Origin of the sequence: Flavobacterium sp. GSA192 (genome assembly GCF_006386525.1) — a bacterium.
Lineage (GTDB): Bacteria > Bacteroidota > Bacteroidia > Flavobacteriales > Flavobacteriaceae > Flavobacterium > Flavobacterium commune.
In genome coordinates this window covers 45,183-67,340 of the sequence record NZ_VAHC01000005.1, presented here as the reverse complement: position 1 = coordinate 67,340, position 22,158 = coordinate 45,183, and the positions used below count along the sequence as shown (strand labels likewise).

15 protein-coding genes are annotated in these 22,158 nt (G+C 34.6%); 10 read left to right on the top strand and 5 right to left on the bottom strand.

Going from position 1 to position 22,158, the window contains the following annotated elements; genetic code table 11:
- The first annotated feature begins 22 nt into the window (after positions 1-22).
- Positions 23-436, top strand: coding sequence for a DUF1456 family protein (locus FDM27_RS11210; RefSeq protein ID WP_140486532.1), 414 nt, complete (start codon positions 23-25; stop codon positions 434-436).
- Positions 437-513: 77 nt separating this feature from the next.
- Here FDM27_RS11210 and FDM27_RS11205 read toward each other — a convergent pair whose 3' ends face one another.
- From FDM27_RS11205 to sucC, 3 genes are all read right to left on the bottom strand, one after another.
- Positions 514-855, bottom strand: coding sequence for a hypothetical protein (locus FDM27_RS11205; RefSeq protein ID WP_140486529.1), 342 nt, complete (start codon positions 853-855; stop codon positions 514-516).
- Positions 856-1,175: 320 nt separating this feature from the next.
- Positions 1,176-1,514, bottom strand: a complete 339-nt coding sequence (locus FDM27_RS11200) for a hypothetical protein (protein WP_071183600.1) — start codon at positions 1,512-1,514, stop codon at positions 1,176-1,178.
- 334 nt (positions 1,515-1,848) lie between these two features.
- A complete protein-coding gene (sucC, locus tag FDM27_RS11195) occupies positions 1,849-3,042 on the bottom strand; it encodes an ADP-forming succinate--CoA ligase subunit beta (protein ID WP_071183601.1) in 1,194 nt (397 codons plus the stop codon).
- Between the two features lie 422 nt (positions 3,043-3,464).
- Between sucC and gltB the strand changes: the two genes are divergently transcribed.
- The 3 genes from gltB (at position 3,465) to lysA (ending at position 10,866) form a co-directional block, all read left to right on the top strand.
- Positions 3,465-7,979 (top strand): glutamate synthase large subunit, encoded by a 4,515-nt coding sequence (gltB, locus tag FDM27_RS11190; protein ID WP_140486526.1) that lies wholly within the window; start codon positions 3,465-3,467, stop codon positions 7,977-7,979.
- A 4-nt stretch (positions 7,980-7,983) separates the two neighbouring features.
- Positions 7,984-9,438: a glutamate synthase subunit beta gene (locus FDM27_RS11185; protein ID WP_071183603.1), complete on the top strand. Its 1,455-nt coding sequence runs from the start codon at positions 7,984-7,986 to the stop codon at positions 9,436-9,438.
- A gap of 204 nt (positions 9,439-9,642) precedes the next feature.
- Positions 9,643-10,866 carry a diaminopimelate decarboxylase gene (lysA, locus tag FDM27_RS11180; RefSeq protein ID WP_071183604.1) on the top strand — a complete coding sequence of 408 codons (1,224 nt, stop codon included), beginning with the start codon at positions 9,643-9,645 and terminating at the stop codon, positions 10,864-10,866.
- Positions 10,867-10,913: 47 nt separating this feature from the next.
- Here lysA and pafA read toward each other — a convergent pair whose 3' ends face one another.
- A complete protein-coding gene (gene pafA / locus FDM27_RS11175) occupies positions 10,914-12,527 on the bottom strand; it encodes an alkaline phosphatase PafA (protein ID WP_140486524.1) in 1,614 nt (537 codons plus the stop codon).
- 175 nt (positions 12,528-12,702) lie between these two features.
- On the opposite strand from pafA, the gene FDM27_RS11170 reads away from it, so the two are divergent.
- The 4 genes from FDM27_RS11170 to FDM27_RS11155 all read left to right on the top strand — a co-directional run bounded on the left by FDM27_RS11170 (position 12,703) and on the right by FDM27_RS11155 (position 18,863).
- Positions 12,703-14,094: an alpha/beta hydrolase family protein gene (locus tag FDM27_RS11170; RefSeq protein WP_140486522.1), complete on the top strand. Its 1,392-nt coding sequence runs from the start codon at positions 12,703-12,705 to the stop codon at positions 14,092-14,094.
- 234 nt (positions 14,095-14,328) lie between these two features.
- Positions 14,329-16,569 (top strand): TonB-dependent siderophore receptor, encoded by a 2,241-nt coding sequence (locus FDM27_RS11165; RefSeq protein ID WP_140486520.1) that lies wholly within the window; start codon positions 14,329-14,331, stop codon positions 16,567-16,569.
- 115 nt (positions 16,570-16,684) lie between these two features.
- Complete coding sequence (locus FDM27_RS11160) at positions 16,685-17,572, top strand: dienelactone hydrolase family protein (protein ID WP_140486518.1); 888 nt, start codon at positions 16,685-16,687, stop codon at positions 17,570-17,572.
- A gap of 76 nt (positions 17,573-17,648) precedes the next feature.
- Positions 17,649-18,863: an RsmB/NOP family class I SAM-dependent RNA methyltransferase gene (locus tag FDM27_RS11155; RefSeq protein ID WP_140486516.1), complete on the top strand. Its 1,215-nt coding sequence runs from the start codon at positions 17,649-17,651 to the stop codon at positions 18,861-18,863.
- Positions 18,864-18,963: 100 nt separating this feature from the next.
- Here the strand turns inward: FDM27_RS11155 and rho are convergent, their stop codons facing one another.
- Positions 18,964-20,754 carry a transcription termination factor Rho gene (gene rho, locus FDM27_RS11150; protein WP_140486514.1) on the bottom strand — a complete coding sequence of 597 codons (1,791 nt, stop codon included), beginning with the start codon at positions 20,752-20,754 and terminating at the stop codon, positions 18,964-18,966.
- A 182-nt stretch (positions 20,755-20,936) separates the two neighbouring features.
- On the opposite strand from rho, the gene FDM27_RS11145 reads away from it, so the two are divergent.
- Both FDM27_RS11145 and FDM27_RS11140 read left to right on the top strand, forming a co-directional pair.
- Positions 20,937-21,350: a DUF4293 domain-containing protein gene (locus tag FDM27_RS11145; RefSeq protein ID WP_140486512.1), complete on the top strand. Its 414-nt coding sequence runs from the start codon at positions 20,937-20,939 to the stop codon at positions 21,348-21,350.
- 103 nt (positions 21,351-21,453) lie between these two features.
- Positions 21,454-22,116: a response regulator gene (locus FDM27_RS11140; protein ID WP_140486510.1), complete on the top strand. Its 663-nt coding sequence runs from the start codon at positions 21,454-21,456 to the stop codon at positions 22,114-22,116.
- Positions 22,117-22,158: the final 42 nt, after the last annotated feature.

The following is a 22,158-nucleotide window of genomic DNA, read 5'->3' as shown; positions in this document are numbered from 1 at the left end:
TACCTTTGTAAAAAATACAACGATGACAAACAACGATATCTTTAAAAAACTACGCGTAGCTTTGATGTTGCGTGACGACCAAATTGTAGAAATATTAGAATTGGTTGATTTTAGAATTTCCAAATCAGAATTAGGTGCTTTTTTTCGTGACGAAAAACATCCGAATTATGTAGAATGTGGCGATCAGGTATTGCGCAATTTTTTAAATGGATTGGTTATTCACTTACGCGGAACCAAGGAAAACCCTAAAAACCCTAAAGACGTTTTAGCAAAACACAAGGCTGAAATTCCAATAAAAGACAAAGAAGCACCAAAAAGCGATGCAAAAACAAGTAAAACAGGCTTCAAGAAAAAGCCTAATTTTAAAAAAACAACTCCTAAAATTCAGGTTGTAGAAAAAGTAAAATTTAACAATGGTAAGAACAAAAAATCTTAGATTTTTATTCTTTTACAAATAAAAAATCCCATCTCGTTTTCAGACACAGATGGGATTTTACATTTTGCCCTTTTGCATTACTTAGTAAACTTAACTAAAAAAATAAGCCCCTTTCCTGCTCCTAATTCAACTGCAGATAACTTTTGATAGTTCAGCGTGTTTTTGATGTAATAGTTCAAACTTTCGTCAGAAGTGTTAGTGCTCATAACCACAATTTCATTTTTCTCGTTAATTGCAATTCGCACTTTTACCACAACATCCTGATCCAAACCACTAAAGGAGGGGAAATTATTAAGCAATTTTGATATTTCTTTGTAAGTTGCTTCGAGAGTTCCCGTTTCATTGTTAGGCGTTTTCTTTGCTGCAAATGCTGTTGTTAAAAATAAAGTAACAACAACTGATAGAATTAATTTTTTCATGATTTCTTCGTTTTTAATTAGAATTAAATTGTATCCGATTTCATTGTAAATGTAAAAAAAGCAATCATTCAAAAACCAAATAATTCACTGACACAGTGCGATTTACGATTTAAGAAAATTATAAGAATAAAAAATAACAGCACAACAAAAAAAATGGACTATATTTTTACTATTCATACAAAAAACAGAAATTCAAAGAAAAAAAAATCACTAAAACAAACCAATTTAACACAATAACTAAATATAATTCAACAAAAAAACAGCCAAAAACAAAAATCCCGGACTAAAGCCCGGGATTTTGATCTTTTAATTACTTTAAACTATTTGGCAAATTTAACCAGAAAAACAAGTCCTCTACCAGCCTGCAATTCTTCACTAAATAGCTTTTGATAGTTTAAGGTATTCTTGATGTAGTAGTTCAAATCATCGTTAGTCGTATCAGTGCTCATCACCACAATTTCATGTTTTTCATTAATTGCAATTCGCACCTTTACCACAACCTCATGGTCTAATCCTGAAAAATTCGGATAAGTATTCAACATTTTAGTTAATTCCTTATAAGTCTCATCAAAATTTTTTGCTGTATTTGGAGACTTATCCGCAGCAAAAGCTGTACTCATCAATAAAGTAACAATAACAGATAAAAATAATTTTTTCATGATTTCTTTGTTTTTTAATTACAGTCCAAAATTACTACAGAACCCCAACATAAAAACCACAAAAACAATTACTTAACTCAATGATAAAGAGACTGGTTTTTTAATTATTATCAGTAACAAAAACTATCAGCCTTAAAAATGAAAGCCCTATAAAAAAACATCTTCAAAATTGCATTAATATCATAAAAAACAACAAATCACTAAAAAAGACTACAACTAGCCCGATAATACTAAGTTAATATAAGAATTAACACCAAACCTGAATTGTAGTAAACAAAAAAAATCCTGTTCGCCGCAGCGAACAGGATTTCTAATATATAACCAGCTTCTTTTATTAAGAAAGAGCAGCTTGTACTTGGTCAGCAGCTTCCTGAAATTGTACTGCAGATAAAATTGGCATTCCTGAATTATCGATTAATTCTTTTGCAATTTCAGCATTTGTACCTTGCAAACGAACAATGATTGGCACTTTAATAGCATCACCCATGTTTTTATAAGCATCAACAACACCTTGAGCAACACGGTCACAACGAACGATTCCTCCAAAAATGTTAATCAAAATTGCTTTTACGTTTGGATCTTTCAAGATAATACGGAAAGCAGTTTCCACACGTTTAGCATCAGCAGTTCCTCCTACATCAAGGAAGTTAGCTGGTTCAAAACCTGCATATTTAATTAAATCCATAGTTGCCATTGCAAGACCAGCTCCGTTTACCATACATCCTACAGTACCGTCAAGATCCACATAGTTCAATCCTACTTCTTTAGCTTCTACTTCAATTGGATTTTCTTCACGAACATCACGCATATCAGCATACGTTTTTTGTCTGTATAATGCGTTATCGTCAATATTTACTTTAGCATCAACCGCTAAAATTTTGTTATCAGATGTTTTTAAAACCGGATTGATTTCAAACATAGAAGCGTCTGAACCAATGTATGCTTTATATAAAGAGTCGATGAATTTCACCATTTCTTTAAAAGCATTTCCAGTAACACCTAAATTAAAAGCGATTCTTCTAGCCTGGAAACCTTGCAAACCAACAGCTGGATCAATTTCTTCAGTAAAAATTAAATGAGGCGTATGCTCAGCAACTTCTTCAATATCCATTCCACCTTCAGTAGAATACATAATCATATTGCGTCCTGTAGCTCTGTTCAATAAAACAGAAACATAAAACTCAGAAGTTTCAGATTCACCAGGATAGTAAACATCCTCAGCAATTAAAACTTTGTGAACAGTTTTCCCCTCAGCAGAAGTTTGAGGAGTTACTAATTGCATTCCGATAATTTCGCTTGCAACAGCTTCCACTTTGTCAATTCCTTTTGCAAGTTTCACACCACCACCTTTTCCACGTCCACCAGCGTGAATTTGGGCTTTTACAACATACCAACTCGTTCCCGTTTCGGTAGTTAATTGTTTTGCAGCAGCAACTGCTTCAACTGGGCTATTAGCAACGATTCCGCGTTGAACGCGAACTCCATAGCTAGCTAAAATCTCTTTTCCTTGATATTCGTGTATGTTCATAATATAGAATTTGTCTGAATCTGATTGTATTTCAGAAAATAAGTCGGACAAAAGTAGCTAAAACGAACTTAAAAGTAAAATCTTTTTAGTGATTTAAAATATCTTATAAATAAAGTTAAAAAAAGATGGTTTTGCCTTTATTTTTTCATCAAAAAAAAGATTTCCCAGCAAAAAAACGACCAAGCAGACGTTTTTACCTTTAATTTTATAATATTGAATTTAAAAAAATCAGAAATAATTGTCAAAATAACACGCTAAAACCAAACTATTATTAACAATTTGCTAATACATAGCTTAAATAATGCAATTATTGTTATTATTAATACATTTTTCTATTATTCCTGTAAAAGTAGCTCATAATAGTCTAAATCGATGGATTATATTTAATGAAATATCTATTTTTGTAAAAAAAATTATCAAGCATGAAAGTTAAAGAACAAGGCCTTTATTTGCCAGAATTCGAGCATGAAAACTGTGGAGCTGGTTTTATCTGCAACCTTAAAGGTGAGAAAACAAATCAAATTATTCATGACGCACTAGAAATCCTAGTAAAACTAGAGCACCGTGGTGGTGTAAGTGCTGATGGAAAAACGGGAGATGGAGCTGGACTTTTGATTGACATTCCGCACGAATACTTCAATAGAGTTTGTGATTTCAAATTACCTGCACCACGCGAATATGCTGTTGGAATGGTATTTTTACCTAAAATCCAAAATCAATACGTTTTTTGTAAAGACATATTTGAAAAAGAAATTAAAGCACAAGGACTTACTGTTCTTGGATGGAGAGAAGTTCCTGTTGACTCTACACAATTAGGAGAAATCGCTGCTGCTTCTGAACCTACTATTGAGCAAATCTTTGTTGGTAAAAATGAAGCAATTGACGAAACTACTTTCAAAGCAAAGTTATATGCTGCTCGTAAAATCACAGAACATGCAATTGCAAATTCTAAGGTTTCACAGAGTTCTTATTTTTATGTACCTAGTTTATCTACTACTACCTTAATATATAAAGGTATCATTATGCCTGAAGATATCGGGCCATATTATACTGACTTACAACAAACGGATTTAGTAACTCGTTTGGCGTTAGTTCACCAACGTTTCTCTACAAATACAATGCCTACGTGGGAATTATCTCAACCTTTTAGATACATGTGTCAAAATGGTGAGATCAATACGTTAAGAGGTAACGTAAGTAGAATGCGTGTTCGTGAAGAAATCATGAAAAGTGATGTCTTTGGACCACAAATCGAAAAATTATTCCCAATCATTCTTCCAGGTAAGTCAGATTCTGCTTCTATGGATATGGTTGTTGAATTATTAACACATACAGGACGTTCATTACCTGAAGTAATGATGATGATGATTCCTGAAGCATGGGAAAAACACAAAACCATGTCAGACGAGAGAAAAGCATTCTACGAATACAATGCTTGTATCATGGAGCCATGGGACGGACCAGCTTCCGTACCTTTCTCTGATGGTGATTATGTAGGAGCTTTATTAGACCGTAACGGTTTAAGACCTTCACGTTATACTGTTACTAAGAGTGGTAAATTGATTATGGCATCAGAAATTGGTGTTGTAACTGTTGATCCGGAAGATGTAGAAAGCCACGGTAGATTAGAGCCAGGAAAAATGTTCCTAGTTGATATGAACGAAGGACGTATCATCAATGATGAGGAAATCAAAAGCAAAATTGTTTCTGAAAGACCTTATCAGGAATGGTTGAAACAATACCGTTTAAACCTTAAAGACGTTCCTACTACAACTAAGGCTTGTCCAATTGAAACTATCGATTTAAAAACAAGAGAGCGTTTATTCAACTATACATTAGAGGATATTCAGGATATGATTACTCCAATGGCACAGGCTGGAAAAGAAGCTTTGGGTTCAATGGGTATCGATACTCCTCTTGCTGTATTGTCAGACAGACCTCAATTAATCCCTAACTATTTCAAACAATTATTCGCTCAGGTTACTAACCCACCTTTGGATGGTATCCGTGAAGAAATTGTAACTGATATCAGTTTAGCATTAGGACAGGATAGAAATATCTTTGATATTTCAAGCAAACAATGTCGTAAATTAAGAATCCAAAATCCGGTTATTTCTAACGATGACTTAGAAAAAATCAGAAATATTGATATCGATCATTTCAAAGCTGAAACTATTGAAATCTTATACAAAAAAGAAAAAGGTTTAAATGGTTTAGAAAATGCTTTAGAAGACATTATCACTCAAATCAGCAAAGCAGTTGACAGAGGAACTAACATCATTATCTTATCTGATAGAGGTGTAAATAAAGAATTTGCTCCAATTCCTGCTTTATTAGCTTGTTCTTATGTTCACCACCAAATGAACCGTTTGCGCAAGCGTTCTTACTTCGATATCATTATCGAATCAGCTGAACCACGTGAGCCACACCATTTTGCAACTTTATTTGGTTACGGAGCAAGTGCTATCAACCCTTATATGGTTAACGAAATCATTCGTGTACAAGTACAGGAAGGTTTCATCACTGGAATTAGCGAACAAAAAGCAGTTGACAACTTCAACAAAGCAATTGGTTCAGGTCTTTTAAAAATCATGAACAAAATTGGAATCTCTACTTTACACTCATACAGAGGTTCTCAAATTTTCGAAATTGTTGGTTTCAACTCTAAATTTGTTGAAAAATACTTCCCTTACACTGCTTCAAGAATTGAAGGTATCGGATTGTACGAAATTGAAAAAGAAATTAGCGAAAGATATAACTACGCTTACCCGGATGTATTAATTCCTAACCGTTTAGGATTAAACATTGGAGGTGAATACAGATGGAGACGTAACGGGGAAAGACACATGTTCAATCCTACTACTATTGCCAAATTGCAACAAGCAGTACGTTTAAGCGACCAGGCTAGTTATGATGTTTATGCTAAAACAGTAAACGATCAGGCTAAGAGTTTAATGACCATTCGTGGTTTATTTGAATTTGACAACTTAGATCCAATTCCATTAGACGAAGTAGAACCATGGACTGATATCGTAAAACGTTTCAAAACGGGTGCAATGTCATACGGATCTATTTCCAGAGAAGCACACGAGAACTTAGCTATCGCTATGAACCGTATTGGAGGAAAATCTAATTCAGGTGAAGGTGGAGAAGACAGAACTCGTTTCCAACCGGATGTAAACGGTGACAGTCGTAACTCGGCTATCAAACAAGTAGCTTCCGGACGTTTTGGAGTAACTTCTCACTACTTGTCTAGTGCAAAAGAGATTCAAATTAAAATGGCTCAAGGTGCAAAACCTGGAGAAGGTGGACAATTACCAGGTGAAAAAGTATTGCCTTGGATTGCATCGGCTCGTAACTCAACTCCTTTCGTAGGATTGATTTCGCCACCGCCACACCACGATATTTACTCAATCGAGGATTTAGCTCAATTAATCTTCGACTTGAAAAACGCTAACAGAGAAGCACGTATCAACGTGAAACTGGTTTCTGAAGTTGGTGTTGGAACAATTGCAGCAGGTGTTGCTAAAGCAAAAGCTGACGTTGTATTAATTGCAGGTTATGATGGTGGTACTGGAGCTTCTCCATTAACTTCATTGAAACACGCAGGTCTTCCTTGGGAACTTGGATTGGCTGAAGCACAACAAACTTTAGTCTTAAACAACCTAAGAAGCCGTATCGTTGTAGAATGTGACGGACAATTAAAAACCGGACGTGACGTAGCTATCGCAGCTTTATTAGGTGCTGAAGAATTTGGTTTTGCTACTGCTCCACTTGTAGCTTCAGGATGTATCATGATGCGTAAATGTCACTTGAATACTTGCCCTGTAGGTATTGCAACTCAAGATAAAGAATTGCGTAAAAACTTCAAAGGAACTCCTGAGCACGTAATTAACTTCTTCTACTATGTAGCAGAAGAATTAAGAGGTATCATGGCTTCACTTGGATTCAGAACTTTAGAAGAAATGATTGGTCAAACGCACAAAATCAATTCTAACAAAGCAATTACACACTATAAAGCAAAAGGTTTAGATTTATCTTCTATCCTACACAGACCGGATCAGTATAAATACATGACGGTTCGTAACACTGAGAAACAAGACCACGGATTAGACAACGTAATGGATTTCCAAATCTTGAAAGATTCTCACCGTGCTTTATACAGAAAAGAAAAAATGACTTTAGATTATCCTATTAAGAATACCGACCGTTCAGTGGGAGCTATTGTTAGTAACGAGATTTCTAAAATATACGGACACTTAGGTTTACCAGAAGATACTTTAAACATTAATTTCACTGGTTCTGCAGGTCAAAGTTTAGGAGCATTTAGTGCACACGGATTGACTTTTACTGTTGAAGGAAACACCAATGACTATTTAGGAAAAGGATTATCCGGAGCTAAATTAATCATCAAGAAACCAGCTAAAGCAACTTTTGTTGCCTCTGAAAACATAATCGTTGGTAACGTTTGTTTATTTGGAGCAATCGAAGGAGAAGCTTTCATCAACGGTATTGCAGGAGAGCGTTTCGCAGTTCGTAACTCAGGTGCTACAGCAGTAGTTGAAGGTGTGGGAGATCACGGTTGTGAGTATATGACTGGAGGACGAGTAGTCGTTCTTGGTAAAACAGGAAGAAACTTTGCCGCAGGTATGAGTGGTGGTATCGCTTATATCTACGATCCTGAGCACAAATTCAAAAATGGTTTATGTAATACTGAAACCATCGAGTTTGAAACAGTTGAAGGAAACGAAGCTGATGAATTGAAAACTTTAATAACAAGACATGTTGAGTACACTCAAAGTACAAAAGGTATCGAATTATTAAATGATTGGAATACAAGCTTAGAAAATTTTGTAAAAGTAATGCCTACAGAATACAAAAAAGCATTAAAGCGTTTGGAAACTGAGGTACAAATGGTAGAAGAATTAACAGCATAACACAATGGGAAAAGTAACAGGTTTTAAAGAATTCGAAAGACAAGATGAATCATACACAGCAGTACAAGAGCGTGTAGGACATTATAAAGAATTTACAGTTCCTTTGAGTGAAGCTGAAATTACTAAACAAGGATCACGTTGTATGGATTGTGGTATTCCATTTTGCCACAGTGGATGTCCATTAGGGAATTTAATCCCTGATTTCAACCACATGGTACATCAGGGTGAATGGCAAAAAGCCTCTTGGATACTACATTCAACAAATAATTTTCCTGAATTCACAGGACGTTTATGTCCTGCTCCATGTGAAAAAGCATGTGTATTGGGAATTATTGCTGAGCCAATTTCTATTGAAAACATAGAAAAAAATATTGTGGAGCGCGCTTTCCAGGAAGGATGGATTAAACCACAGCCACCTAAAACAAGAACAGGAAAAACTGTTGCTGTTGTTGGTTCAGGACCTGCAGGTTTAGCAGCTGCACAACAATTAAACAGAGCAGGACACACTGTAACTGTTTTTGAAAGAGATAATGCAATCGGTGGATTATTGCGTTACGGAATTCCTAATTTCAAATTAGAAAAAGAAATTATCGACCGTCGTGTAGCCATCCTTGAAGCAGAAGGAATTACTTTCAAAGTAAATACTAATGTTGGGGTAAACTATGACATCAACGATTTGAAAGCATTTGATTCTATCGTACTTTGTGGTGGAGCTACTCAAAGAAGAAGCTTACCAACTCCTGGTGCTGATGCTGATGGTGTAGTTCAGGCAATGGATTTCTTAACTCAACAAACTAAAGTTGTTTTTGGAGAAAAAATTGAAAATCAGGTTTTAGCTACCGGAAAAGACGTAATCGTAATTGGTGGTGGAGATACAGGTTCTGACTGTGTGGGTACATCAAACCGTCACGGTGCTAAATCAGTAACTAACTTCGAGATTATGCCAAAACCACCAGTTGGAAGAAGCGAATCAACTCCATGGCCTTACTGGCCGTTACAGTTAAAAACTTCTTCTTCTCACAAAGAAGGTGTTGAAAGAAACTGGTTAATCAATACCAAAGAATTCATCAAAGATGCTAATGGTAAATTGACAGCTCTTAAAACTGTAAACGTAGAGTGGAAAATGGTTCCGGGACAAGCTCCTCAATTAATCGAGATTGAAGGTTCTGAAAAAATCTGGCCATGTGACTTAGCTTTATTAGCTCTAGGATTTACAGGTCCTGAGAAAACTTTAGCTGAACAATTAGGTCTTGAAACTGATTTCAGAAGTAATTATAAAGCTAACAATTACCAAACAAATGTTCCAAACGTATTTACTGCGGGAGATATGAGAAGAGGACAATCATTAATTGTTTGGGCTATTTCTGAAGGTCGTGAGGCTGCAAGAGAAGTAGATTTATACTTAATGGGAACTACAAACCTTCCTACTAAAGAAGGTGGAGATTTACCTCCATTGTAATACTTATATAAACTTAAAAAAGGCTATCCGAAAGCAATTTCAGATAGCCTTTTTTGTTTTACAATCTTAACTACTTTTGTGTTAAAAACACTAACTACAACGTTGTATGTTTATTTTAAAACAATTTGTTACAATTTGTTAGAAATATTTTTAGCTATTGTAGTATCAATAAAAGAATAATAAATTTGTGTAAAAATAATAGCAATGCAATCAAAAGACTTACTTCAATTAGCTGAACAATTTGGCAGTCCATTATATGTATATGATGCCGAAAAAATAAAATCACAATACGAGAGATTAACGAAAGCTTTTTCTAAAGTAGAAAAACTACGTATCAATTATGCTATGAAGGCGTTGTCTAACGTTGCCATCCTTCAGTTGTTGAGAGAATTGGGATCTTGTTTAGATGCAGTTTCTATTCAGGAAGTACAATTAGGACTTCACGCAGGATATTCTCCTGATCAGATATTCTTTACTCCAAACGGTGTTTCTCTCGAAGAAATTGAAGAAGTACACGCTTTAGGTGTTCAAATCAATATTGATAATCTATCTATTCTGGAGCAATTTGGTGCAAAACACCCACATGTTCCGGTTTGTATCCGTATCAATCCTCACGTTATGGCGGGTGGAAACGAAAACATTTCAGTAGGACATATTGATAGTAAATTTGGTATTTCAGTTCACCAATTACCACATTTAGTGCGTATTGTTGAAAACACAAATATGAACATCGCAGGTATTCACATGCACACAGGTTCTGATATTTTAGATATCGAAGTTTTCCTTTATGCTGCTGAAATCTTATTTGATGCTGCAAGAAATTTCAAAAATCTTGAATTCCTGGATTTTGGAAGTGGATTCAAAGTACCTTACAAAAAAGACGATATCGAAACAGATATTGAGGAATTAGGTAAAAAATTATCTAAAAGATTCAATGCTTTCTGTGCTGAATACGGTAAAGATTTAACGCTTATTTTCGAACCTGGGAAATTTTTAGTGAGTGAAGCAGGTTTCTTCTTAGCAAAAGTAAACGTAGTAAAACAAACTACTTCTACTGTTTTTGCTGGAATTGATTCTGGATTCAACCATTTGATTCGTCCAATGTTTTATGGTTCATCACACCATATTGAAAACATTTCAAATCCAAAAGGAAAAGAGCGTTTTTACTCAGTAGTAGGATATATTTGTGAAACGGATACTTTTGCAAGCAACCGTAGAATTCAGGAAATTGCCGAAGGTGATATCCTTTGTTTCAGAAACGCAGGAGCTTATTGCTACTCTATGTCTTCTAACTACAATTCAAGATACAAACCAGCTGAAGTATTGTGGATTAATGGCGAAGGACATTTAATCAGAGCGCACGAAACATTTGAAGATTTATTAAAAAATCAAATTCCATTACCTGCTGCTGTAGCACTAGCTAAATAATAAAACCAAAAAAAGGGACTTTAAGTAAGTCCCTTTTTTTTTACCATCTATTTATCTAAAACTTCTGTTAGCACATCTGCTTCTGTTCCGTTCGGGAAAGTCACTTTAATTTTTTGGGCAATTGTCGGTGCAATCTGGGTAATTGCCTTTTTATCAAAAGATTCTCCTTTTTTAATATTCCAGCCGTAAAACAACAATGGCACATGGGTATCATAACTATAAGGAGTTCCATGAGAAGTTCCTTTTCCTTCATGCTCAATATAACCCGCTTTATCAAGAATAACCAATTCTCCATTTTGCTTTGGATCATAACCTTTGGTAACATATGTTAAAAAATAATCTGAAGTTGTTCCTGCCAAAATCTCTTCTTCAGTATAAACTCGTTTTATTTGAGGTAAATTCATCAAATAATCTTTGAACGCCAATTTCACTTTATCCAAAGAAAGTCCTTTTTCCTGAATTTGCTTTTTATCGAAAAACAAATTGAAATTTGAATAATTCAAAACCAAATCGGCACCGAAAGTAGTTTTAGAAAAATCGCGTAATTGAGTTGTCAACTTTTTATAATCAACCGCATTTACAGCATATTTATTGTCTTTTAAGAAATTCACATTTTCAGCAGCAGCATGATCGGAAGTCAAAAACAATAAATAATTTCCCTTACCTACTTTTTTATCTAAAAAAACAAGAAAATCAGCAATAGTTTGATCCAAACGTAAATAAGTGTCCTGAACTTCTCTGGAACGTGGTCCTGTTAAATGTCCAATATAATCAGTTGAAGAAAAACTAACTGCTAAAAAATCAGTATCATTATCTGCTCCTAAATTCTCGTTTGTAATAGTTTCTTTAGCAAAATCAGCTACTATATCATTTCCAAAAGGAGTTGATTTTATTACTTTTGCTCCTTTTGCAGCAAACATTTCTTTTAAGTTATACGGAAAAACCGGTTTTTCACTCCCGTACAAAAGACCTTCATACGGATTATCATCAGACAAACTCTTCTCATAAACTGATTCCGGTTTCAACAAAGTCCAATCATTATTCAAATAGGCCTCATAATGCTTTTTAGCGTTAAAATCAACAACCCACTTTGGTAATTCTTTCCCATAAAAAGTACTGGATATAAAATTTCCGGAATCGCTCAGCCAAAATGCCCAATTGGCAAAATGCCCGGCCGGTAGTATAGCACCACGATCTTTAACACTAATACCAATAACTTTTCCTTTAAAATTAGTAGCCATACGCAATTCGTCAGTTATTGTAGTGCTTTCCAAATTAAGCGGTGACATTTGTCCTTCATCTAAATCTCCTGTTCCTAAAATAGAAACCGTAGCATCTTCAGTACAATATCTCGATTTACCAACGGATTTATCAAACCAGGTATTACCAACAATTCCGTGAACCGCCGGCGTTGTCCCTGTATAAATAGAAGCATGACCCGGACCCGTATAAGTAGGCATATAATTGTAATGTGTATTATGAAAAACATAACCGTCATTCATCAAACGGCGAAAACCATTCTCTGAAAAATCATCCGAAAAACGATAAAGGTATTCTGTCTTCATTTGGTCAACAACAATCCCAACAACCAACTTAGGTCTTTGTTGTGCATTTCCATTAAAAATTGCAAGTGTTGTAAATAATAAAAATATTCTTTTCATGGTATAAATTGAGTATTTAACAAAAATACAAATTAAAGCAAGAGTCTGCATTAGGAAATTGTTATCTATGAAAATCATCGAACTAAAATTTAAATAATCCTATCCAAATCAAACTATAAAAAGTTATTTTTGTAATTCCATAATAGAAAAAAACCGTTCTTCGAAACAAAACACAATGAAATCCACTTCTGCCGCCTTTTCTACTCTTTCAGCAAAAAATTATTTATTTAGTTTTTTACTCAGTCTTATTACAACAATAAGTTCATGGGCTACTACCGGAAAATGGCCCAGTAAAGTTACCGGAGGAAAAATTGAATACCTATCGACTGAATCAAAAAAACCGATTAAAGACTACAACGGAAATTATCTGACAGTAGTTTACTTAAAAAATTTATCTGTAAAAAAAATTGGTAGAAACAGTATTAAAAAAGATGTGAATTGGTTGTTATCTCAAGGCTATAGAGTGATTGAACTTGATTATTCCAAAAACAGCAATGCCAAAGCTTTAAAAATAAACGAAGACATAATAGCGATTAACGATTCTATAGCAGCCGGGAATTTTTGTGGTTATAAAAACTGCTCTCAATACAAATCTTATGTTTTATTCGAAGGGTATCGTATTGCCAGGGATGTTAGCTATTGTATTGATGACCCTAAAGTTTACAACATGCCTGAACAATACACAATTGGCGACTCTTTACACATGGACATCATTTATCCCGCCAATCCAAAAGTCAAAGTACCTACTATTTTATCTTTTTCATACAGCAATAGTCATGCGTTTTATGACAGTAACAAAGGAATGCTAACAGACGCATACAAAGATCAAAGAGTGAATCTCGCCTATTCATTTGCGGGTTTTAACGATTCTTTTCTCGAAGGTGCTCCCGCTAACGGCATGGCTTGGGCAATTGCCGATCATCCGAAATATTGTCCTTGGGGAAAAGGTAAACCCATAAACGGTGCTAATGATGCCTACAAATCATTTCAAACCAATCCGGATGCGGCTCAAAAAGTAAAATCAGCTATACGAACATTACGCTTTTTTAGCAAACAAATGGGACTTTCAAACAAAATAGGCATTTATGGTTTTTCAAGAGGTTCTACAGCGGGCTCGATGGCTATAGGCGATAAAAAAGTAAAAGAACTGGAAAACGCCGGATTTCATATTGATATTTCCGATGATGTACAAGCTGCTGCTCTTGGACCCGGAGTTTTTGATTACACAATTATTTACAACACTCCGGATAATGGTGATAAAAATCTGGAACAAAGGTGTCCTTGGGTTTGGGGAAAATTAGACGATAACCGAAAATTATGGGAATCAATGGGATCTTATTTTTTGATTGAAACCAAAGCAACTGCCCCTACACTATTTTTTTACAATACTGATGACGATCCTTACTATCAGGAACAAATTACACATCTAAAAGACAAATTAGACTACTTAGGTGTTCCCACATTTTCATTAATCAACTACGGAAAAGGACATGCTATTCCACAAACTTCCTCTAGTTTAAATACTCTTTATAGTTTCTTTAAAGAGTATCTTAATACTCCTAAATAAGCCAAATACACAACAAAAAAACACAACATATTGATTATCAATAAAAAACAAGCAAACAAAATTCTTCTTTATGATTTTTTAATTAGATTTAAAAAATATAGCAGAACAAATATTATACAATTTACCAATATTTTGTTACTATTTGTTTTTATTTATTCTAAATAATCCTTGCTGAAACCAAATTCAGATTGTACTTTTGCGGCATTATTTTAAATAAATCCAAATAAGTTCAAAATGAAACGAGTTTTACTACCCTTAACAGCAATACTATTCACTCTGAGTATTCAAGCACAAGAAGTAGCTTCTGTAACTGATTATAGTAGTTCAAAAGAAACCATCTCATCTCCTTTCGATACAATCAAAAATAAAAAAGGACAAATTCTTAAGGAAATTGTTGTTACCGGAAACAAACCACAAAAACCAGTTTCAGTATCAAGATCAGGTATTAAACCGATGGATTTACCACAAAGTGTTCAAGTAATTGACAATGAAGTTATCGAACAACAACAAGCTATCCGTTTAAGCGAAGTCATTAAAAACGCTAATGGTGTTTATGTAGGATCGGCTCGTGGTGGTGCTCAGGAATCATTTTTCTCAAGAGGTTACGATATGTCTGCTAATAACATGTTTAAAAACGGTTTTCGTTATAATGCAGGTTCAATTCCGGAAGTTTCTTCTTTAGAAAAAGTAGAAATTTTAAAAGGAGGATCGGCCTTATTATTCGGAAATGTTGCTCCTGGAGGAATTTTAAATTTGGTTACAAAAACTCCAAAATTTACTAAAGGCGGAGAAATTTCAATGCAAGCAGGAAGTTATGACTTCTACAAGCCTGCAATTGATTTTTACGGCCCTTTAAACAAATATATTGCTTATCGTTTTAACGGTTCTTACGAAAACTCAAAAAGCTTTAGAGATTATGTAAAAAATGATCGTATCTATTTCAACCCTTCATTTTTATTCAATATCTCTGAAAAAACACATATTACTGTTCAGGGAGATTATTTAAGTGCCGATTGGACTCCTGACTTTGGAACCGGAATTATTGGAGAAACCGTTTTAGATCTTCCACGTAATATTTACTTTGGAGCATTATGGTCAACTGGAAATACTAAATCGTCCAGTGCATCGATATTATTCAACCATGATTTTAACAAAAACTGGAAATTAGCCTTCAACTCTTCTTTTCAATCTTACAGAAGAACACAAAAATCTACAGCTCAAATGAATGGTGTAACTACCACTGGTAACTGGAAACGTGGATTAACTCAAGCTGATGCTGCCGAAAGAATTTTTGGAGACCAATTAAGCTTACAAGGAACTTTTAACACAGGAAGTATCAAGCATCAAATATTTACCGGTGTTGATTATGAAAATTCGATTGCACCAAGTTATACTTTTGCTTTTGCTTTAGCTGATTATGGCACAATTAATCTTTTTGATTATGATTACAGCACACAAAGCACGGAAATTCCTTTTTCACAGGCTACACAACTAGCAACTACTAACACACAACGCTTTGGAGCCTATGCACAGGATTTAATTTCAATTACCGATTACATTAAAGTTTTAGGAGGTATCCGTTGGTCTTGGCAAGAGGCGGAAGTTGACACAAAAAATTTATCAACAAACATCACAACGACAAGTGTTAAAACCTTAAACAGAGCTTTTTCTCCTAAAGCAGGATTGGTTATTCAACCCAACAAAGAAACGTCTTTATTTGCCAGTTATTCGAATTCATTTACTCCAAATACAGGAACAACAGTTGACTTAAAAACATTGGATCCTTCAATCATTGACCAGTATGAAGTAGGTATCAAAAAAGACTTTTGGAGAGGAATTTTAAGTACAAATGTTACTTTGTACCAAATAACCAACAATAATTTAGCCCAAACAGCTCAATTTCAGGCTGACGGAGTGTCATTAAACGTAAACAACAATTTAAAAGAATTAGTAGGAGCTACAAAAGGAAAAGGTTTAGAAATTGACATTACTGCTAAACCTACTGAAGGATTAAACATCATGGCTGGTTATAGCTTTAATGAAACAAAAATTTCTAAATCTTCAGGAACAAGCGGAAGCCTTGTTGTAGGCGATATTTTAGCAAGAACACCTAAACATACTGCCAATTTAAGTTTCTTTTACAAATTACCTAGCGGTGTATTAAAAGGATTAAGTTTTGGAGCTATCGCAAACTATATCGGAGACAGAACCGGAGGATGGAATGACCGTTATGTTTGGACAGAAGTTCCAAATTCAAATCCAAAAACATATACTGTTACAATCGAAGATAGAGATATTCCATTAGAAGGCTATACTACAGTTGATGCTTCTGTAGGTTACGAATGGAAAAAAATCTCAATCTTATGTAGATTATCTAATATTACTAACGAGTTGAATTACACAGTTCACGAAAACTATAGTGTAAATCCAATTGCTCCTCGTCAAATAATGGCTAGTTTAAAATACAAATTATAAAAAACCTTTCCGGTCATTTTGTAAAAGCTCCTGTTTTTCAGGAGTTTTTTTTTGTTTTAAAAACAATCAAAAAAATAATTACATTTAAGCTATCTTGAAATTAATTCATCCAACCATGAAAAAAATAACCAAAGAAGATATTAGTCAGGAAATATTTGACCTATACGATGATTACGCTCACAACAAAATTGAACGCAGACAATTTATTGAGAAACTTTCTGTATTTGCTGTAGGCACACTCACCCTGCCATCCCTATTGAGTTTTATTACGCCTGATTATGTCAATTCAATGACTATCCAACCTGATGATCCCAGAATAAGCTCTGATTACATCACTTATAATTCTCCAAAAGGTGGAGGAAAAATCAAAGGATTACTTTCCAAACCCGGCAAAACCCATAAAAAACTACCCGGAGTAATCGTAGTACATGAAAACCGTGGTTTGAATCCATATATTGAAGATGTAGGACGCCGCACTGCAATTGAAGGCTTTATTAGCTTAGCGCCTGACGCTTTAACTCCATTAGGCGGTTATCCCGGAAATGATGACGAAGGCAGAGAAATGCAGAAAAAAAGAGACCGTTACAAAATGCTCGAAGATTTTATTGCAGCCTACTATTATTTAAAAACACATCCTGATTGCAATGGACATATCGGCGTTGTTGGTTTTTGTTTTGGCGGATGGATTGCTAATTTAATGGCGGTAAAAATCCCAACATTAAATGCTGCTGTTCCTTTCTACGGAGGACAACCCACAGCCGAAGAAGCCACTCAAATCAAAACGCCTTTGTTATTACAATATGCAGGTTTAGACACCAGAGTAAACGAAGGTTGGCCAGCCTTTGAAGCCATTTTAAACAAAAACAAAGTTCCGAACGTAGCTTATATTTACCCTAATGTCAATCACGGATTTCATAATAATACCACGCCTCGTTATGATGAAAAAGCAGCTACTTTGGCTTGGACAAGAACGATTGACTTTTTCAAAGAAAAATTAAAATAAAACGAAATAACAGAATTGAAATTTTAATTTAACTTTCAAATCTTTTAATAGTACCTTTGCAACTCAAATAATAAAAATGAGATTACACAGAAACTTAGTATATACTACAATCGATTCTCTAAATGCGATATTTAACGAAGGAGAATATGCCGATAAAGTAGTAGCAAGAGCATTAAAAAAAGACAAGCGTTGGGGAAGTTCCGACAGGAAATTTGTCGCCGAAACCATATACGAAATTGTTCGTTGGAAAAGATTATACTCCGAAATCGCCGAAGTAAAAGAGCCTTTCGACAGAGATAATCTTTGGAGAATGTTTGCTGTTTGGGCAGTTTTAAGAGGTTATCCAATTCCCGATTGGCGTCAGCTGGAAGGAACTCCTGAACGAAAAATCAAAGGACGTTTTGATGAACTTTCAAAAATCAGGCCGCTCAAAGAATCTATCCCAGACTGGATGGACGAATTGGGAGTAAAAGAATTGGGAGAAAAAGTTTGGGCTAAAGAAATCACGGCTCAAAACCAACCTGCCAAAGTAATTCTTAGAACTAATACTTTAAAAACAACTAAAGAAGCATTAAGAGCTATTTTGATGGATTTAGATATCGAAACCGAATATCTAAAAGATCAACCGGATGCTTTAGTTTTAAAAGAACGCGCTAATGTTTTCATGACCGATGCTTTCAAACAAGGTTTATTTGAAGTTCAGGATGCCAATTCTCAGTTAGTAGCCGCTTTTCTGGATGTAAAACCAGGAATGAGAGTTGTTGATACTTGCGCAGGTGCGGGTGGAAAGACTTTACATATTGCATCTTTAATGCAAAACAAAGGGCAGTTAATTGCTATGGATTTATACGAAAGTAAACTAAAGCAATTAAAATTAAGAGCAAAACGAAATAGTGCTTTCAACATTGAATATCGCATTATTGACACCACCAAAGTTATCAAAAAACTGCATGAAAAAGCCGACCGCGTTCTGATTGACGCTCCATGCAGCGGATTAGGTGTTTTAAAAAGAAATCCTGATGCTAAATGGAAATTGAAACCGGAGTTTATTGACAATATTCGAAAAGTACAATCGGAAGTTTTAGAAAGCTATTCTAAAATTGTAAAACCAGGCGGAAAACTGGTTTATGCAACCTGTTCTATTCTTCCTTCAGAAAATCAAGAACAAGTAGAGCATTTTTTAACTACTGATATTGGAAAACAATTCACTTTCATTAAAGACCACAAAATTCTGGCCTCTGAATCTGGTTTTGACGGTTTTTATATGGCTTTGTTGGAAAGAAAAGCATAATTCAGTCTGCAGAAAGCAGAATTTAGATTACAGATATAGAAAAGGGATTTCAATTTGAAATCCCTTTTCTATTATACTTTTTAGACTGAAATCTGAAAAACTAGTCGTTCATCGAAATCAGGAATTCCTCGTTATTTCTGGTTTTCTTAAAGCGATCGTTTATAAATTCCATTGCTTCAACTGGATTCATATCCGAAAGGTATTTTCTCATAATCCACATTCTTTGTAGCGTATCTTTATCAAGAAGCAAGTCATCTCTTCGGGTACTTGACGAAGTCAAATCGATAGCAGGGAAAATTCGTTTATTAGCAATTTTTCTATCCAATTGCAATTCCATATTACCTGTTCCTTTGAATTCTTCAAAGATAACCTCATCCATTTTCGAACCGGTTTCTGTCAATGCAGTAGCAATAATACTCAACGAACCACCTTTTTCGACATTACGGGCAGCACCAAAGAAACGTTTTGGTTTTTGCAAAGCATTTGCATCTACACCCCCACTCAATACTTTTCCTGAGGCTGGTTGTACTGTATTATAAGCTCTGGCCAAACGTGTAATCGAATCTAACAAAATCACTACATCATGACCACATTCTACCAAACGTTTTGATTTTTCAAGAACGATATTTGCAATTTTAACGTGTTCTTGTGGCTCTCTGTCAAATGTTGAAGCTATTACTTCACCACGTACCGAACGCTGCATATCAGTAACCTCTTCAGGTCGCTCATCAATCAATAAAACAATAAGATATACTTCAGGATGATTCGCCGCAATGGCGTTAGCTATTTCTTTCAACAACATGGTTTTACCCGTTTTTGGCTGGGCTACAATCATACCACGTTGTCCTTTTCCTATTGGAGAAAACAAATCGATAATTCGGGTTGAAATACTGCTGTCTCTTTCGGCTAATTTGAATTTTTCTGATGGAAATATTGGTGTTAAATGCTCAAATGAAATTCGATCCCTAACCACCTGAGGATCGTGTCCGTTAATTTTTAGCACACGCACTAAAGGAAAAAATTTCTCTCCTTCTTTTGGAGGCCTTACTACACCTTTTACGGTATCTCCTGTTTTTAAACCAAACAATCTGATTTGTGATGTTGACAAATAAATATCATCTGGAGAAGCCAAATAATTATAATCGGAAGAACGCAAAAATCCGTAACCATCAGGCATCATTTCAAGAACACCTTCGCTTTCTATAATTCCGTCGAATTCAAAATCAGCGTCTCTAAAATTATTTTTCTTGTTTTTAAAATTAGGATTTTGATTCCCGTTTTGATTCTGATTCGGGTTTTGCTTATTTTGTTGATTTCCTTCGTCAGTTCGCTTACGCTCGTGTGGATTTATTTTCTTTTGTGGCGCAGCAAGAGCTACAACTTCATTTTCAGTAGCTAATTCCTCCTGTTTTACTTCTTCAACAAGCAAATTTTCAGTTGCCGTTTCTTTTTGTTCTTTATTCTTTTTTAAAGCAATTTTCTTTTCGTAAGTGGCCTTATTAAATTTTACCGCCTTTGTTTTTTCAACAGCTGTCTCTTGTGCTATTTCCCCTTTTTCTTCTTTTGTTTCAGCTATATCTTCAACAGGAAAATCAAGTTTTTCAGTATTATTTTCAACTGATTCTTCTGGATTTTTTGACGAATTCTTGGCAACTATTTTAGGAGCAGCCTGCTTTTTAACAGGAGCAATACGCTCTCTCTTGGGTTTATCTTCAGTTTTAGGATTAACTTTTTCCTCAACAGCTGTTGCTTCCAAAGATTTTTGAAAATCCAAAATACTGCTAATAAGAGCATCTTTTTTTACACCGTTAAATTTTATTGTTTTAGCAGCCTTAGCTATTTGTTGAAGCTCAGAAAGCTTCATTTCTTTTAATGCCGAAATATCAAACATGAATGTTCTATGAGTTTAATTAAATTGGGGAATCTTAAAAAAAGATAGGTGTATTTTTACTTTGAATCCACCGCAGTATGAAGTGCTTACGGTATTATGTTGCAATAATACGAATAAAATTTAATCATACAATAGTATTTTAAAAAAAGAAAATATATTTTTGTGGAGCAATTTTGATACAAATGATACAACGAATTCAAACCCTATATCTACTTTTAGCCTTTGTAATCACAGGAATTTTGCCTTTTATTTTCCCTTTGTGGACTATGAGCAATGGCAAATCTTTCTTTTTTATGCAAAGTCAGGTTTACGCTATTTTGTTTGGACTAAGTACCACTCTTTCTGTATTAAGCATTTTATCCTATAAGAAAAGACAAAATCAATTTGTGATTAACAGATTGAATATCATATTAAATTTGATTTTATTAGGATTGTTTTTATATCGTTCACTAAATTTATCTGGAGAAACTCCTGTAGTTTCTGAGAAAGGTATTGGGATGTTTCTACCTATCATTGCTATCGTAGCATTAGTTTTGGCTAATAAGGCGATCAAGAAGGATGAGGATCTTGTAAAATCTGTGGATCGATTGAGGTAAACCTATAAATTTTAATTTATTAGTGCGAAGGAAACCCGAATTTTACATTCGGGTTTTTTTGTAGTCTTTTTTTTCAATACATTTGGTTTATTAGAAATCACCTATGGAAACCCCAATACGAATACATTTAGCCGACGATCATCAAGTATTAATCAATGGTATGCGTACTTTATTGAATGCTGTTCCTTACTTTAATGTCGTTGGTTTTTCCTTAAAAGGAACCGTTCTTTACGAAGAAGTAACGAACAACTCTACCGATATTTTAGTTTTAGACATCAGTATGCCCGAAAAAGATGGCATCGAAGTACTGAAAGAATTTGCTAAAAAAGGATACCCATGCAAAGTAATTGTACTTTCGGCTTACGATGATGTTAAAATCGTTCAGGAAGTTATGAAATTAGGTGCCAGTGGTTATTTAACTAAACAATGTGCCTGCGAAAACATTGTGGAAGCCATACAAACCGTCAATAAAAATGAAGAATATTTTTGTGATCAGGTGCGGGAAAAAATATTTTCTTCGGCTACAAAAAATAATACTAAACTCAACAAAACCAAACTAGAACTTGATTTTCAATTAAGCAATCGTGAAATAGAAATCATTACTTTAATCGCATTGGAATATAGCGGAAAAGAAATCTCGGACCAACTATTCATTAGCACTAATACCGTAGAAACCCACCGCAAAAATATTATGAAAAAATTAAAAGCTAAAAACATGGTTGGCTTAGTTAAATTTGCTTTGAAACACAACCTCATCAATCCTTAAAGTCATTCTCCTTTTTCACCATGCCTTACAAACGCATTTATA

Excerpts from the sequence above, each read along its gene's own strand:
- FDM27_RS11145 (WP_140486512.1), top strand. The coding sequence starts at position 20,937 with ATGATACAACGAATTCAAACCCTATATCTACTTTTAGCCTTTGTAATC.
- FDM27_RS11140 (WP_140486510.1), top strand. The coding sequence starts at position 21,454 with ATGGAAACCCCAATACGAATACATTTAGCCGACGATCATCAAGTATTA.
- FDM27_RS11165 (WP_140486520.1), top strand. The coding sequence starts at position 14,329 with ATGAAACGAGTTTTACTACCCTTAACAGCAATACTATTCACTCTGAGT.
- gltB (WP_140486526.1), top strand. The coding sequence starts at position 3,465 with ATGAAAGTTAAAGAACAAGGCCTTTATTTGCCAGAATTCGAGCATGAA.
- lysA (WP_071183604.1), top strand. The coding sequence starts at position 9,643 with ATGCAATCAAAAGACTTACTTCAATTAGCTGAACAATTTGGCAGTCCA.
- FDM27_RS11200 (WP_071183600.1), bottom strand. The coding sequence starts at position 1,514 with ATGAAAAAATTATTTTTATCTGTTATTGTTACTTTATTGATGAGTACA.
- FDM27_RS11160 (WP_140486518.1), top strand. The coding sequence starts at position 16,685 with ATGAAAAAAATAACCAAAGAAGATATTAGTCAGGAAATATTTGACCTA.
- sucC (WP_071183601.1), bottom strand. The coding sequence starts at position 3,042 with ATGAACATACACGAATATCAAGGAAAAGAGATTTTAGCTAGCTATGGA.
- pafA (WP_140486524.1), bottom strand. The coding sequence starts at position 12,527 with ATGAAAAGAATATTTTTATTATTTACAACACTTGCAATTTTTAATGGA.
- FDM27_RS11155 (WP_140486516.1), top strand. The coding sequence starts at position 17,649 with ATGAGATTACACAGAAACTTAGTATATACTACAATCGATTCTCTAAAT.
- FDM27_RS11185 (WP_071183603.1), top strand. The coding sequence starts at position 7,984 with ATGGGAAAAGTAACAGGTTTTAAAGAATTCGAAAGACAAGATGAATCA.
- FDM27_RS11210 (WP_140486532.1), top strand. The coding sequence starts at position 23 with ATGACAAACAACGATATCTTTAAAAAACTACGCGTAGCTTTGATGTTG.
- rho (WP_140486514.1), bottom strand. The coding sequence starts at position 20,754 with ATGTTTGATATTTCGGCATTAAAAGAAATGAAGCTTTCTGAGCTTCAA.
- FDM27_RS11170 (WP_140486522.1), top strand. The coding sequence starts at position 12,703 with ATGAAATCCACTTCTGCCGCCTTTTCTACTCTTTCAGCAAAAAATTAT.
- FDM27_RS11205 (WP_140486529.1), bottom strand. The coding sequence starts at position 855 with ATGAAAAAATTAATTCTATCAGTTGTTGTTACTTTATTTTTAACAACA.